The following is a 13,485-nucleotide window of genomic DNA, read 5'->3' on the forward strand; positions in this document are numbered from 1 at the left end:
AGAGACTTATGGAGCTTCTACAGTCGATGCAGGTATTCGCCAAGCTAGCGGAGTTGGGGAGCTTCACCAAAGTCGCTGAGGCAATGCAGGCCGGACGCCCGCACGTCACACGCACCATTCAGGATCTGGAAGCCTCGCTGGGTGTCCGCCTGTTCCAGCGCACTACGCGTAAAGTAAAACTGACTGCTGAGGGCGAGCGGTTTTACGAACGCATCAAAGAGATTTTGGCAACCATCGCAGAAACCACTTCCATGTTCGACCGTAGTGGATCGACGTTGCGAGGGCGGCTTCGAATTGACATCCCCACTGCATTTTCCCAGCACAGTTTCATGGACAGCCTTAGGAGATTTACCGAGGCATTTCCCGAAATCGAGCTCGCGCTAGGCGTGACCGACCGTACGGTAGATCTCGTAGCCGAGGGCATCGACTGTGTATTGCGCATTGGTGACCTTGCGGATTCAAGCATGGTGGCTAGAGAAATTGGCACCGCCACCATGGTGACCTGTGCGTCTGCAGGTTATCTCCAAGCCTGCGGTGCACCCATAACCCTTCAAGATCTCGTAGACCACCAATGTGTCAGCTTCCTTTCCGGTCAAAATAACAGGCCGCTGCCTTGGCACTTCTCGGTAGACGGCGAAGACCGTCCATATACGCCTCGGGGTGGAATCACCGTGAATGAGTCGAATGCCTACGTTCAATGCGGTGTTGCAGGCTTCGGCATTGTTCAAGCGCCTGGAATTGCCGTTGAGACATTCCTCGCAAGCGGAGAACTGGTTGAAGTGCTCAAGGCATTTCGTCCAAAGCCTCGCCTGGTTTCCGTGCTTTATCCAAGCAGAACGCATCTTGCGCCTCAGGTCGACGCATTTGTGGATTGGCTGAAGGAAGATTTTCCTGTGCTACACCCCAGCTGGTTCACCGCGCACTAACCTTGGCTCATAGGCTGACTCCGCACCAAGACGGGCGATTCGCAAGAAGCCAACTCTAGCCCTTCGATTCAGACAGGTTTGCTTTTTGATTTGGCAGGCAGTGGATTAACAAGCATTCGATTCAATTCTCCAGCGAGCGTTATCAACTGCTGTTCCAACGCTTCGACCTCTGAGACGCTGATGCCATTGTTGAGGACTTGCAAGGTTTTGGCTTGCTTCTTCGAGGCTGGCGCTAGGTTATAGGTGTCCTGGGAAACCAATGCCTGCCGCAGTAGATTGTTGATCACGGTCTGATAGCCAGTGCCGGCACTCTGCGCACGTTCGCGGGCGGCTTCGATCACAGCATCGTCCAGCATGATCGTGATACGGGTTTTACCTTTGTTGCTGGCTATAGCGCCTCGTTTGGCGTTATTGAAGTCGTATTCGTCTTTCATGGCTCAAAGCTCCAGGTACTGGCGTCGTTCATTTTTGGATGCAAGCCGGGCGCTGATGATGCGCACGAAATTGGGATCGCCGTAGGTGTAGGCCACTACCAACACGCGTCCGTTTGCGTCGGTGCCCATGATCCCCTCCGATCAGTTGGAGCTTGATCATGCAGAGATTGCCTGGGGATTTCCGTGCGCAACGGGCGTCTGTTTACGTAGCCAGGTTCTGTATGCTTTGTCGGAAGGCATGCATAGACATGCCCGGCCTCAGCCGGCTGTACGCCGGCGAGGAAAAGAAACAAGGTTGGCTGTTGGGGTATTCATCCTTGACCGCCCATGAAATCGAAACAGCCATGCGGCGGTTGGCCAGAGCAATAGGCCCGTAGGAGCGAGCTTGCTCGCGAAAAACTCATAGGCGCCGCGTTCATTCAGGAAGCACGCGTTATCGTTGACGTTTTTCGCGAGCAAGCTCGCTCCTACAGAGGTCACTGAACGGCATGACGTATCTAGAGCCTGCTGGGGGTTTGAAGCGCAGGCAGGATGTGGTCGAACCATTGCGCAAGGTTCGAGCCTGATAGCCGCTGCGCCTCGTCGACATCCATCGACTCCTCATCATCGGCGGTGTAGCACTGGTCACCGCTGCGCCTGTCATCGGGATACACCATAAAACCACCGCGGCCGTCAGGGCAGTCGGGCAGATACACCGAGGACAGGTCGCGTTGCTCATCCAGCTGCGCATTCAAGCGCGCGATATAGATACCCATCGACACCGCCACGCCAATAACCAGCACCACGCAGGCGACCAACTGGCCGGTATAGCTGGCGCCAATCTCATCACGACGCTCGGGCGACATGACACGATCCTGTCAGCTCAACATTCTGGCCAAGCAGAAACCAGCCATTGCCTCCCATGCGTACCCACTGCGTTTGCTGTGGAAGGATGCCCACCATCAGCGTGAAAAAAATCACGGCTAACAGCACCCCTTTGATCATCGAATACAGGTTCATGACGGTGACGAGCTCTGGATAAGAAGAGCCTTAGCCTAAGCAGTACGGGGTTAACGTCAGGTAAACATCACGGGAAACCGCCCGACTTCCGCTATCCTTCACACCGCTGCGCACTGCCTGCCCGAGGGGTTTTTTCCGTGCATATTCATCTGCTGCTGGTCGAGGACAACCTGGACCTGGCCACCACCGTCATCGAGTACCTGGAGATCAGCGGCATCGTCTGCGACCATGCCAGCAATGGCCAGGCCGGGCTCAACCTGGCGCTCAACCAGCATTACGACGTCATTCTGCTGGACATCATGCTGCCGCGCCTGGACGGCCAGCAGGTGTGCGCAGGGTTGCGCCAGCAAGGCGTCCAGACCCCCATCCTGATGCTGACCTCGCTGGATGCGTTGCCGGACAAGCTCGCCAGTTTTGCCGCAGGCGCCGATGACTATCTGGTCAAGCCGTTCGAACTCGCCGAACTGGTGGCGCGGATCCGCGCCTTGAGCCTGCGGCGCAGCGGCCAGACCAGCCGCCTGCAAGTGGACGACCTAGTCATGGAATTGAGCACCCGTAAAGTCAGCCGGGCTGGGCAGGAGTTGCATCTGTCACCCATCTGCTGGGCCTTGCTGGAGCACTTGATGCGCGCCAGTCCCGAGCCTGTTCCCAGGGAGCGGTTGGAAAGCAAAATCTGGGGCGATGAGCCGCCCGACAGCAATACCCTCAAAGTGCATATGCACCGGCTGCGCAAGGCGGTAGACAAACCGTTTGGCCGGCCATTGATCCATACCCTGGCGGGTGTCGGCATACAGGTAAAACCCCATGCGTAACGGCCTGAGCTTGAAGTGGGTGATTAGTGGCAGTTTCCTGTGTTTGATTGCGGTGGTGCTGGTGATCTACAGCAAGCTGCTGCCTGAATTCACCGTGCGCGGCCTGTTCTATACCGCCAGCGCGATGATGGAGGAGGAAGCCCAATACTTCGTCAGGCACTACAAGCAAAACCCGGCCACGCCGACGCCTCACAATTACTTCTATACCAGCGTCATCGGCAAAGAGGCGTTGCCGCAGGACGTGCGCGAGTTGCTGAATGCACCGCCGAGCCTGTCCTTCGGCGCGGTGAATATCTTCGGCGATCTCTATTCCGATGACGACGATGAGCCGTTCCAGATCATCCTCGAACAGCCCCTGGGTGACGGCAAAACCCTCTACATGTACGACATCGACCACGATAAGGAAGCAGGCGGGGAGGTGGAGACGCCGTTGTCTGACGCCTATTTCGATCAGGTGATAGAGAGTGTCAAGTTCATCAGCCTGGCGGTATTCGTGCCGGCGCTGATCATCATCGCCTTGCTGGTCTGGTGGCTGGTTCGGCCGCTGGGGCGCCTGGTGCAATGGTCCGGCACACTCAAAGACCCTGAGGCACTGGCCGGCACACGGCCGGGTTTCAGCTTTAAGGAGTTCAATATGCTGGCCGATGCCCTGGCCAAAAGTGTTGAGCAGGTGCAGGCCGCCAGCGAACGAGAAGGCCGCTTGTTGCGTTACACCAGCCATGAGCTGCGCACGCCCCTGGCGGTGCTCAAGGCCACAATCGAATTGTTGGCTCTGCAATCGGGCGGAGCCCTGCCACCCTCATTGCAGCGCATAGAACGCTCGGTGATGAACATGCAACTGATCGCCGAGACATTGCTGTGGATGAGCCGCGAACGTCCCGAGCCCCTGCCGGAAGAAGACGTTGACCTGAGCGAACTGGTGGGCGACCTGATTGAAAAACACCGCTACCTGATCGGCAACCGCGATATCGAGTTGAGCATCGACATCCACGACGGCCCTTGCCGACTGCCTCCTACCGCATGCCGCATCGTGATCGGCAACTTCCTGCGCAATGCGCTGCAATACGCGGAAGAGGGTACCGTGGAAATCCGCTTCAAATACCCCCGGCTGATGATCGCCAATCACATCAGGGAGGCGGGGCCACAACAGGAATCCGATGATTTTGGCTATGGCCTTGGGCTGCAGTTGATGCGTGAGTTATGCGCAAAACTGGGCTGGCAGATTGAGGTGATTCGTGAGCAGCAGCGGTTTACGGTCATGCTTGATGTGGTGAAGCTGCGGGCTGTGGAGTCGGTAGGGTAAAGGCAGGCAGCGCATTTCACCGGGTGAGTGAGCTGGCCTGCCTGCGCGGCGGTAGGGCACTGAACGACCGAGTGCCTAAGCGAGTTTCACATTCATGGTGATGTGGGCGGTGAATACCTTGGTGCCGCCCGCATCGAACACTTCTACCGGGACGATCTTGTCCCCCGCGGTTTGCCAGTCGATGGCGCCGCCATCGGCCACGGCGCGGATATCGGTTTTCGCCTTGGCCAGGTATTCCACGGTCATGCCCTTGGGAATCCAGCGCGCCCCGGCGGGAATGGAGGCGTCGGTCATCATGCCGCCTGCAAGTTCGGCAGCGTTGCACAGCGCGATGGCGTGCACGGAGGCCAGGTGATTGGTGATTTCCTTGCGAAACGGCACAGTGACCACCGCATGGTTGGGCTTGAGTTCGGCGATCTCGGGCGTGATCGTGCTGAAGTACGGGGCCATCTGGCAGGCCAGGTTGCTGAATGCGGCGGGGCCTACGCTATTGAACATGCTCAGGGCTTGGCTCATCGGAATATCCTCAAGGGTTAGTTGCAGAATAATATTCTGTAGCGGAACAATATTCTGTAAATTCTCTGCCTGTCAACCTGAGCTTTCTCTGCCGGGCAATCAGCCTATAAACTGTTTTGATTTGGCCCTCTCCCATGCACTCCACCGATCTTATCGAGCGCACCTTCCCCGGCAGGCGCAGCGACCTCAAGCGCATCATCCTGCGCGAAGCGCTGGCGTGTTTTAACGAGGTGGGCATCGAGGCGACCTCTATCGAAACCATTCGCGCGCGTTGCGATACCAGCGTGGGCGCTATCTATCACCACTTCGGCAATAAAGAGGGGCTGGTCGCTGCGCTGTTCTTTGCGGCGCTGGAGGACCAGGCCAGCCTGCGTGACCACTATCTGCAAACGGCGGACACTGCCCACGCAGGCGTCGTCGGGCTGGTGTACAGCTATGTTGAATGGGTGACTGAACAGCCGGATTGGGCGCGGTTTGTGTTCCAAAGCCGCTTTGCCGTGTCCAGCGGCCCGTTCAAGGACGAGCTGCTTGCCCGCAACAAACAGCGCAACCGGCAATTGAAGGAATGGATGAGCGGGGAAGGGCGCAAGGAGCATTTCAGCCACTTGCCCGCAGAACTGATTCCCTCGTTGATTATCGGCGCGGCGGAAAGTTACTCGCGTGCGTGGTTGTCGGCGAAGGTCAAAAAGAGTCCATTTGAATACCGCGAACTGCTGGCTGAAGCGGCGTGGAAGTCGATCAGCCTGGGTTAGTCAGGCCTGCTCATGCCCCTGTGGGAGCTGTCGAGCTTTAGCGAGGCTGCGAACGCGGTGGGTCAAACAATGAGCCTTTGGGCAATGCCCCCACCTGATCAAAATCCCTCTGAGGCTATACTTGCCTCCTTCCAACCAATCGAGATCCACATGAGCACCTTTCTTTCCCTGTCGCCGGCGCGCAAGCCTGTCGCGCCACTGATCGCTTTTGTCATCCTGGTGGCTGGCGCTCTGTTCCTGCAAAACACTGTGGGCGCGCGCCAGGTATTGTTGCTGGTGGTCGGCGCCGCGCTCGGCCTGACCTTGTATCACGCGGCCTTCGGTTTTACTTCGGCCTGGCGCGTGTTTATCAATGATCGGCGTGGCGCCGGCTTGCGTGCGCAGATGGTGATGCTGGCGGTGGCGGTGGTGCTGTTTTTCCCGGCGCTGGGCGCGGGCACTTTGTTTGGCCAGCCGGTGACCGGGCTGGTGGCGCCAGCGGGTGTGTCGGTGGTGTTCGGGGCGTTTATTTTCGGGATCGGCATGCAGCTGGGCGGCGGCTGTGCGTCGGGCACTTTGTTCACCGTAGGCGGCGGTAATGCGCGGATGTTGGTGACACTGCTGTTCTTTATCTGTGGCTCGTTGATCGCCACCCATCACGTCGACTGGTGGTTTGCACTGCCATCGTTCCCGGCGGTTTCCATCGTCAAAACCTTCGGTGTGCTGCCGGCTTTGGTCCTGAGCCTGACGGTGTTCTCGCTGATTGCGCTGGTCACCGTGCGCTTGGAAAAACGCCGTCACGGCCAACTTGAACAAGGCGTACAAAGTGAGCACCCAGGGCTGCGCCGCTTCCTGCGCGGGCCATGGCCGTTGGTGTGGGGCGCGATTGGCCTGGCGTTGCTCAACTACGCGACCCTGGCCCTGGCCGGGCGGCCGTGGGGCATTACTTCAGCGTTCGCGCTGTGGGGCGCCAAGGTGGCGAGCGGGCTGGGCGTGGATGTCGCCAGCTGGGCGTTCTGGCAGATGCCGGGCAATGCCAAGGCCCTGGCTGCACCGGTGTGGGAAGACATCACCAGCGTCATGGATATCGGCATTGTTCTCGGTGCGTTGTTGGCCGCAGGCCTGGCCGGGCGTTTCGCCCCCAGCCTGAACATTCCGCTGCGTTCATTAATCGCGGCGGTGATCGGCGGCTTGATGCTCGGCTACGGTTCGCGCCTGGCCTATGGCTGCAACATCGGCGCCTACTTCAGCGGCATCGCCTCGGGCAGCCTGCATGGCTGGTTATGGCTGGTGGCGGCCTTTATCGGCAACAGCGTGGGCGTGCGCTTGCGGCCCTTCTTCTTCGCGGGTGAGCGACCCCAGGTGGCCTTGAGTGGCTGCTGAGCCGTGCGCTCACATTCGCTTGGCGCGAGCGCAAGATGCCAGGTTATTACCCGCCATCGAGCATTGCGCTGCTCAAGCATTCCGGGCCATTGAAGGCCTGGGTTGGCTGGCGGATGCTGCGTCGATCAGTGTCGAGCGCCATCGCCAGTGGATCGCGCTATCGACCTGCTGGGTGGTGGTCGACACCCACGGCCGGCCCCAAGGCTTCCTCAGCGCAGAACGTTTTGGCGACGACCTGCATATCCATGAAGTCTCGGTTGCCCAGCCATTGCAAGGCCAGGGCTGGGGACGCAGGCTGGTGGAAACGGCGGTCCACCACGCACGCACCCAGCAACTGCGTGCGGTGACCTTGACCACCTTCAAGCATGTGCCCTGGAATGCGCCGTTCTATCTGCGTCTGGGCTTTGAACCCTATACCGATCAGCGCCTGGAAAATACCCTGGTGGCTGAATACGCCCAAGGTTTCGCCCCCGGCAGCCGCTGTGCCATGGCGTACAAAGTGGTATGTCCGAATCCGTCCTGAAGTGGTCCGCCTTGCGCCTGTCGGTCTCACGGCGTTGTTCTTACCATGGCTCTATCGTCTCCCCATAGACACAAGCCAAAAGGACAACCCGTGAGTCATAAAGCCCTGATCGTGATCGACGCCCAACATTCCTTCCGCCATTCAACCTACTGGTCCGAAAATGACCTGCCCGAGTACCTGGAAAAACAGCAGGCCCTCATCGATGGCTGTGTTCAGCAAGGCATCCCGGTGGTACAAGTCTTCCATGTTGAAGACCAAGGGCATTTCTCCATGCAATCGGGCAACGTCAGGGCCTTGAGCGAGCTGTCGATCCATCCACAGTGGGTGATCCATAAGCGTTACCACAGCGCCTTCGCCGGTACGCCTCTGGCCGCTCGCCTCACGGAGATGGGCGTCACCACGCTGATCATCAGTGGCATCCGGACCGAGCAATGCTGCGAGACCACCACGCGGCAGGCGTCGGACAGCGGCTTCAAGGTGGATTTTGTCAGCGAGGCGACCCTGACCTTCCCGATGACCCACGCGCGTAGCCGCCGGGTCTATACGCCGGCTGAGATTCGCGAACGCACGGAGTTGGTCCTCGATGACCGCTTCGCACGCATCGTGACGGTCGCCCAGGCACTGGCGGAGTGAAACGGTGAGCGTACCGGTGCTGTTCGTGCTATTGCCAAACGTGCTGATGCTCGACCTGGCCGGGCCTGCTGAAGTGTTGCGCCTGGCCGCGCAAGCCGAGGACCCGGCGGCAGTGGATTTCCACCTGCAGTACGTCAGCCCGGTGGAGTCGCTGCACACCTCCATCGGCTTGCCACTGACCGGGCTGGCGCCCCTGCCACCGACCCTGGCGCCCGGCACGCTGGTGGTGTTGGTGGGCTCCACGATGAACGTATCAAAGGCCCACCAAAAGGCTTTCGAATCGGCCAGCCATCAGCTCACCCAGTGGTTGCAAAACGTGTTCGCGCCCTCGGCTGAGCGCCTGGTGTGCGTGTGCGCCGGCGCCTTGAGTGCCGCCAGGGCCGGGCTGCTCGATGGGCGCCAATGCACCACGCACCATTCGTTGTGTGCCACCTTGCAGGCTCTCGCACCCAAGGCCCGGGTTTTGGAAAACCGCCTGTACGTCACCGATGGCCCGGTCAGTTGCAGCGCCGGTATCACGGCGGGTATCGACCTGATGCTGCAACTGGTTGCCGAACTGGCCGGGCCACGCTTGGCGTGCGCGGTAGCGCGGGACATGGTGGTGTATCTGCGCCGCAGCGGCAGTGACCCGCAGCTATCGCCTTGGGTGACCGGGCGCAATCACCTGCACCCAGCGCTCCATCGCGTGCAGGACGCTATCGCCGCCGCCCCCTGCGAGGCCTGGACGCTCACCCGCATGGCAAGCCTGGCCTGCACCAGCAGCCGACACCTGGCGCGCCTGTTCCAGGAGCATGTCGGCATCAGCCCGTTGGATTACCTGCATCGCCTGCGCCTGGCCGTGGCCCGTGAACTGCTGGCCGAGTCGGCCCTGGACATAGAAACCATCGCCGAGCGCGCAGGCTTTGGCTCGGCGCGGCATCTGCGGCGCATCTGGGGCAAATACGAAGCGGCAACCCCTTCAGCCATGCGCCTTACTCAGCAGGCGTCTCGACAGCCGTGACCGGCTCTTGACCGGCCTCGGTCGTCAGCTTCAAGCGGTCCGCCTTGCTGATGTATTTGTCTTTGCTTTTAGGCGCCAGCTTGGCACTGGCCTTTTTCGCTTTGGCTTTGAAAAGCTGCTGAAGTTTTTTCTGGCGGTTCATGTTTCGTTGCCTGAAGGGGAAAGGCGCGGATGATACTACCGGTTCAGCGCGCCAGGAACTCGCTGATCAGCGTGACCACTTGCTGCTGGATCACGGGCCGTGGCCGCGCGCCTTCGCCGTCCTGGCAATCATCATTGAATTGAAGGACGCAGCATGACTTGAAACGAGCGGTTCAGGTAGAGGGGAGACGGTCACCCGCCCCCCCAATAATCAATCAGCTCCTTATGAACGCCAGCAAATCGGCATTAATCGTATCGGCGTGGGTGGTAGGCATGCCGTGCGGGAAGCCCGGGTAGATCTTCAGCGTGCTGTTTTTCAGCAGTTTGGCGGACAGCACCCCGGCATTTTCATGGGGGACGATCTGGTCATCGTCGCCATGCATGACCAATACGGGTATCTGGATGCTCTTCAGGTCTTCGGTGAAATCGGTCTGGGAAAACGCCACGATCCCGTCATAGTGGGCCTTGGCACAGCCCATCATGCCTTGCCGCCACCAGTTCAGGATGATGCCCTCGGACGGTTTGGCGCCTGGGCGGTTATAGCCGTAGAAAGGTCCAGCGGGAACGTCCTGGTAGAACTGGGCCCGGTTGGCTTTCAGTTGCGCCTGCAAGTCATCGAAGACTGACTTGGGCAGGCCGCCAGGATTGCTCGGGGTCTGGACCATCAAAGGTGGCACGGCGCTGATGATGGCAGCCTTCGAGACGCGGTCTTCACCGTGGCGTGCGATGTAATGAACCACTTCACCGCCGCCGGTGGAGTGCCCGACATGCACCGCGGTTTGTACGCCCAGGTGCTCGACCACGGCCGCGACATCGTCGGCATAATGGTCCATATCGTGCCCGTCCCAGACCTGGCTGGAACGCCCGTGGCCACGCCGGTCGTGGGCAACGACACGGTAGCCTTCGCCCAGGAAGAACAGCATTTGCGCGTCCCAGTCGTCTGCGCTCAGTGGCCAGCCGTGATGAAAGAAAATGACCTGGGCATCGCGTGGGCCCCAGTCCTTGTAGAAAATTTCAACACCGTCCCGCGTGGTGACGTAGCCCATGTTCGCCTCTCCCAAATGAAATGATGGCCTGATCGAATCGCGATCATGGCGCTGGATTGACCCACTGCGGCCCATTCGTGTCTGGCAAGCGTGCCGTCCACCCATTGCCGCCTTGGCCGCCCAATGACTTTAGGTTTAAAGTCAACTTTAAGGTCAATGGTTTTTTGTGGGGGGTACATGAGAATAGGCGAGTTGGCAAAAATCAGCGGGTTGGCGGCCTCACGCATCCGCTTCTACGAGGCGAGCGGCCTGATCCAATCGGTTGAGCGTAAATCCAACGGCTATCGGGACTATGCACCCGGCACCGAGGCGGTGTTGGAGATCATCAAGGGTGCCCAGGCGGCCGGTTTCTCTCTGGAAGAAATCCGGCAGTTAATGCCTCGCAGCGCCGGTGGTTGGCAGCATGACGAGCTGCTCAGCGGGCTCAAGCACAAGGTCGAGGAAATCGAGGTCCTGCAACAACGGCTGGCCCAGAACAAGGCTCAGTTGCTGAACGTCATCCAGGGCATCGAAGGCAAGCCCGAAGGCATGGCCTGTGCGGAGAATGCGCAGATGCTGATTAACCGCCTGCGCGAGGAAGGGGTCGCTCCAGCCTCATCGACAAGAAAAAGCGCCCGCCGGGCCCCGAGGGCCTGACCGGCGCACAAGGTTCAGCGTTCGCCAACCAGGTTGGCGAGTGGCTCTGGCGCATAGAGTGCGCTCTGGAACTCGGGTACGTATTCGTACTTCACCATTTTCCCCAGCTTGAGGTCGCGCAGGTAATTGGACAGGCTGCCATCGCCCAGCGTGAGGGTGGCTGAGCCTGCGTCACGGCTGGAGCCATGGCTGAGCTGGCGGGAAACCGCATACCCGTAGGCCAGTTGGCCGTGGTGATTGAGATTGGTGAAGCTGCTGGTGACCAGGTCCACATCACGGGACAGCTTCTCAAGCTTTTTAGCCTTGAACGACACGTCCAGTTTGCCAGTCTGGCTATCGGTAATGTCATACACCACCGAGTGCCCATCCTCTTTGCGATCAATGCCGGTCAGCCATTTCGGCAGGTTGTAACCGACCACCCCGCGCACCCGCGCCAGCTCGGTATTGACCGGCAGCTTGAGCACATAACCCCAAAAGTCCTGCGACATTGACTGGCCCACCAGCGTGAAGGGGCCCAGGTTGGCTTTGCCGGGTTTGTTGGTGATGATCGACACGGCGACTTCGTTATAGGCGTCGTTATCGCAATGCTCATAGGTATACGCAGTAAACGCGACCAACCCGCGACCCGGCCAGACTTGCAAGGGCTGCACGGCGGCCAGTACCTGCGGCGGCATCAACGCCCGAAGCTTATCGATGTCGGCGGTATAGACCGCTGTTACCCGACTGTTCTGGTAGTAAAAGTTGGGTGAGTAGGATTCAAAGCCGATGTCGACCTTGTGCTTTTGCAACCCTTTGAACCAGCTTAAATCCACCCCAGGCACTTCAGCCGCAATCACCGACAACGGCGGATTGGAGCGAAAGCGGTCGTACAAGCCGCCCTTGACGACGGGTACCTGCTGGCCGGCGATATCGATGTGGGTTGTGTCGTTCGGGCTGGGCATCTCGGGCGTTCCCGCCAACGCAAGGTTGGCAAAAGGGGTGAGCAGCAATGCGGTTAAAACGGCGCTTGGGATGTTCAATCGGTCTTCTCCAGGGAGGGGCTAGGCGCTATCGTTCGTGGGACAGCTCGGTGATCACGGCGAGTGCGACGGCCTTGGGCGATTGCGGGTTCTGGCCCGTGATCAGGCGGCCATCGGTGATGACAAATGAGGTGAACGGCACCCAGCCCTTGCGGTAACGCGCCCCTTGGCTCAGCAGCCGGTCTTCAAGCAAGAACGGCACCTCACGCTTCATGCCCGACAGCAGCTCTTCGCGATTGGAGAAGCCGGTGATGGTTTTGCCCTTGATGATCGCGTTGCCCTGTTCATCCTTCAGATCCAGCAGGCCCGCCACACCGTGGCATACGGCCGAGACGATGCCGCCCTGGTTGTAAATGGTTTGGGCGACACGTTGCAGGTCGAGGTTGCCGGGAAAGTCCCACATGACACCGTGGCCGCCGGTGAAGTAGATCGCGCGAAATTGCGACGGATCGACATCGGCAATGGGCAGCGTGTTTTGCAGCCGGGCGCGAAAGGCTGGGGACTGCAACTGCTCACGCGCCGGCTTGTCCATGTACAGCCAACCGAGGCTGCGCTCGTCCAGAGGCACAGCACCTCCGTTGGGGCTGGCAAATACCGTCGTGTAGCCAGCCGCTTCCACGACCTCGGTGAAATGCGTCAGCTCTGTCAGCCACAGCCCCGTGGTATCGGTCCTTGAGGGGTAGCTGGCGTGGTTGGTCATGATCACCAGGATCTGGCGATTGTTCGCAGCGGCCGTGGAAGGGCCGGGTTCAGCCTGTGCAAATGTCATAAGCGCGCCACCTATCGCTACCAACGCATAAGAAATAAGGGTTTTGAGCATGATCCAGAGTCCAGTAATCCTGCCGATTGGTGCATGCTCACCTTAAACCTCGCTTTAAGGTCAACCCCTGCTTTGGCAAAAAAAACGCCGAGTTGTCGTGGGGCGCGACAGCTCGGCGTTTTCGGCGGTATTGACTGTTTAACCAGCCGCTAGAGCAGCCTCGCGCGCCATCAACTTATCAACCAACAGCATTCCCAACTCACTTAACTGATGAATCGCCAACGCGATATCGCGCTGTTTACCCGTCAGTTCATCCGACAGGTCAAGCAGCAAGGCGGTAACCGAGGAAAAGGTTTCGTAGCTGTTGGCGATGAGCATTTCGCTGCTGGCAGCGTCGGCAACGCTGAACAGCGGTGAGGGAGGTGGTTCCGCGGGGGTGTTAAGGGATGCGTGATCAAGCTTGAGGTTTGGATCGTTTGGAGGGTTAGGCGTGACTTTATACATGTGTGTTGTACCTGTTTTAGGGCCAACACCTCTTCGCTACTAAACGAAGGGTGGCGGCTGTACGCAGGTTAGTAGACCGGGGAAACACACAAAGCCGGCGCGCCCGAGGGCGCCCTGCG

The 13,485-nt window shown here is 59.5% G+C and carries 17 protein-coding genes and 1 pseudogene; 9 read left to right on the top strand and 9 right to left on the bottom strand.

Annotated elements, in window-relative coordinates:
- The first annotated feature begins 26 nt into the window (after nucleotides 1–26).
- Complete coding sequence (locus DK871_RS10520; protein ID WP_161905002.1) at nucleotides 27–926, top strand: LysR family transcriptional regulator; 900 nt, start codon at nucleotides 27–29, stop codon at nucleotides 924–926.
- 68 nt (nucleotides 927–994) lie between these two features.
- Here DK871_RS10520 and DK871_RS10525 read toward each other — a convergent pair whose 3' ends face one another.
- The 3 genes and pseudogenes from DK871_RS10525 to DK871_RS10535 all read right to left on the bottom strand — a co-directional run bounded on the left by DK871_RS10525 (nucleotide 995) and on the right by DK871_RS10535 (nucleotide 2,205).
- Complete coding sequence (locus DK871_RS10525) at nucleotides 995–1,360, bottom strand: BrnA antitoxin family protein (RefSeq protein ID WP_161904962.1); 366 nt, start codon at nucleotides 1,358–1,360, stop codon at nucleotides 995–997.
- 3 nt (nucleotides 1,361–1,363) lie between these two features.
- A pseudogene (locus DK871_RS10530) lies at nucleotides 1,364–1,492 on the bottom strand (BrnT family toxin); the annotation flags it as partial.
- Between the two features lie 365 nt (nucleotides 1,493–1,857).
- A complete protein-coding gene (locus DK871_RS10535) occupies nucleotides 1,858–2,205 on the bottom strand; it encodes a hypothetical protein (RefSeq protein ID WP_161904963.1) in 348 nt (115 codons plus the stop codon).
- Between the two features lie 291 nt (nucleotides 2,206–2,496).
- On the opposite strand from DK871_RS10535, the gene DK871_RS10540 reads away from it, so the two are divergent.
- Both DK871_RS10540 and DK871_RS10545 read left to right on the top strand, forming a co-directional pair.
- A complete protein-coding gene (locus tag DK871_RS10540) occupies nucleotides 2,497–3,171 on the top strand; it encodes a response regulator transcription factor (RefSeq protein ID WP_161904964.1) in 675 nt (224 codons plus the stop codon).
- A complete protein-coding gene (locus DK871_RS10545; protein ID WP_161904965.1) occupies nucleotides 3,164–4,474 on the top strand; it encodes a HAMP domain-containing sensor histidine kinase in 1,311 nt (436 codons plus the stop codon). Before DK871_RS10540 ends, DK871_RS10545 begins: the two co-directional genes overlap by 8 nt.
- Before the next feature lie 75 nt (nucleotides 4,475–4,549).
- Here the strand turns inward: DK871_RS10545 and DK871_RS10550 are convergent, their stop codons facing one another.
- Nucleotides 4,550–4,990 (bottom strand): hotdog fold domain-containing protein, encoded by a 441-nt coding sequence (locus DK871_RS10550; RefSeq protein ID WP_161904966.1) that lies wholly within the window; start codon nucleotides 4,988–4,990, stop codon nucleotides 4,550–4,552.
- A 134-nt stretch (nucleotides 4,991–5,124) separates the two neighbouring features.
- On the opposite strand from DK871_RS10550, the gene DK871_RS10555 reads away from it, so the two are divergent.
- The 5 genes from DK871_RS10555 (at nucleotide 5,125) to DK871_RS10575 (ending at nucleotide 9,260) form a co-directional block, all read left to right on the top strand.
- Complete coding sequence (locus DK871_RS10555; RefSeq protein ID WP_161904967.1) at nucleotides 5,125–5,742, top strand: TetR/AcrR family transcriptional regulator; 618 nt, start codon at nucleotides 5,125–5,127, stop codon at nucleotides 5,740–5,742.
- 150 nt (nucleotides 5,743–5,892) lie between these two features.
- Entirely contained in the window at nucleotides 5,893–7,104 is a 1,212-nt protein-coding gene (locus DK871_RS10560; RefSeq protein WP_161904968.1) for a YeeE/YedE family protein, read from the top strand.
- A complete protein-coding gene (locus DK871_RS10565) occupies nucleotides 7,094–7,627 on the top strand; it encodes a GNAT family N-acetyltransferase (RefSeq protein ID WP_161904969.1) in 534 nt (177 codons plus the stop codon). The genes DK871_RS10560 and DK871_RS10565 overlap by 11 nt, the downstream gene beginning before the upstream one ends.
- Nucleotides 7,628–7,717: 90 nt before the next feature.
- Nucleotides 7,718–8,260 (top strand): cysteine hydrolase family protein, encoded by a 543-nt coding sequence (locus DK871_RS10570; RefSeq protein WP_161904970.1) that lies wholly within the window; start codon nucleotides 7,718–7,720, stop codon nucleotides 8,258–8,260.
- A gap of 4 nt (nucleotides 8,261–8,264) precedes the next feature.
- Nucleotides 8,265–9,260 carry a GlxA family transcriptional regulator gene (locus DK871_RS10575; protein WP_161904971.1) on the top strand — a complete coding sequence of 332 codons (996 nt, stop codon included), beginning with the start codon at nucleotides 8,265–8,267 and terminating at the stop codon, nucleotides 9,258–9,260.
- Here the strand turns inward: DK871_RS10575 and DK871_RS10580 are convergent.
- Entirely contained in the window at nucleotides 9,232–9,402 is a 171-nt protein-coding gene (locus DK871_RS10580; protein WP_161904972.1) for a DUF2986 domain-containing protein, read from the bottom strand. The two genes, DK871_RS10575 and DK871_RS10580, sit on opposite strands and share 29 nt — an antisense overlap.
- Nucleotides 9,403–9,616: 214 nt before the next feature.
- Entirely contained in the window at nucleotides 9,617–10,447 is an 831-nt protein-coding gene (locus DK871_RS10585; RefSeq protein WP_019817542.1) for an alpha/beta fold hydrolase, read from the bottom strand.
- Between the two features lie 177 nt (nucleotides 10,448–10,624).
- Between DK871_RS10585 and DK871_RS10590 the strand changes: the two genes are divergently transcribed.
- On the top strand, nucleotides 10,625–11,083 hold the full coding sequence (locus DK871_RS10590) for a MerR family transcriptional regulator (RefSeq protein ID WP_161904973.1): 459 nt from the start codon (nucleotides 10,625–10,627) through the stop codon (nucleotides 11,081–11,083).
- Between the two features lie 14 nt (nucleotides 11,084–11,097).
- Here DK871_RS10590 and DK871_RS10595 read toward each other — a convergent pair whose 3' ends face one another.
- The 3 genes from DK871_RS10595 to DK871_RS10605 form a co-directional block, all read right to left on the bottom strand.
- Nucleotides 11,098–12,024, bottom strand: coding sequence for an acetoacetate decarboxylase family protein (locus tag DK871_RS10595; RefSeq protein ID WP_161905003.1), 927 nt, complete (start codon nucleotides 12,022–12,024; stop codon nucleotides 11,098–11,100).
- 106 nt (nucleotides 12,025–12,130) lie between these two features.
- The gene (locus DK871_RS10600) at nucleotides 12,131–12,871 is read right to left on the bottom strand and encodes a type 1 glutamine amidotransferase domain-containing protein (protein WP_161904974.1); all 741 of its coding nucleotides are present in this window, start codon (nucleotides 12,869–12,871) and stop codon (nucleotides 12,131–12,133) included.
- Between the two features lie 189 nt (nucleotides 12,872–13,060).
- On the bottom strand, nucleotides 13,061–13,366 hold the full coding sequence (locus DK871_RS10605) for a DUF6124 family protein (RefSeq protein WP_161904975.1): 306 nt from the start codon (nucleotides 13,364–13,366) through the stop codon (nucleotides 13,061–13,063).
- Nucleotides 13,367–13,485: the final 119 nt, after the last annotated feature.

Origin of the sequence: Pseudomonas sp. L13 (assembly GCF_009935965.1) — a bacterium.
GTDB lineage: Bacteria > Pseudomonadota > Gammaproteobacteria > Pseudomonadales > Pseudomonadaceae > Aquipseudomonas > Aquipseudomonas lactis.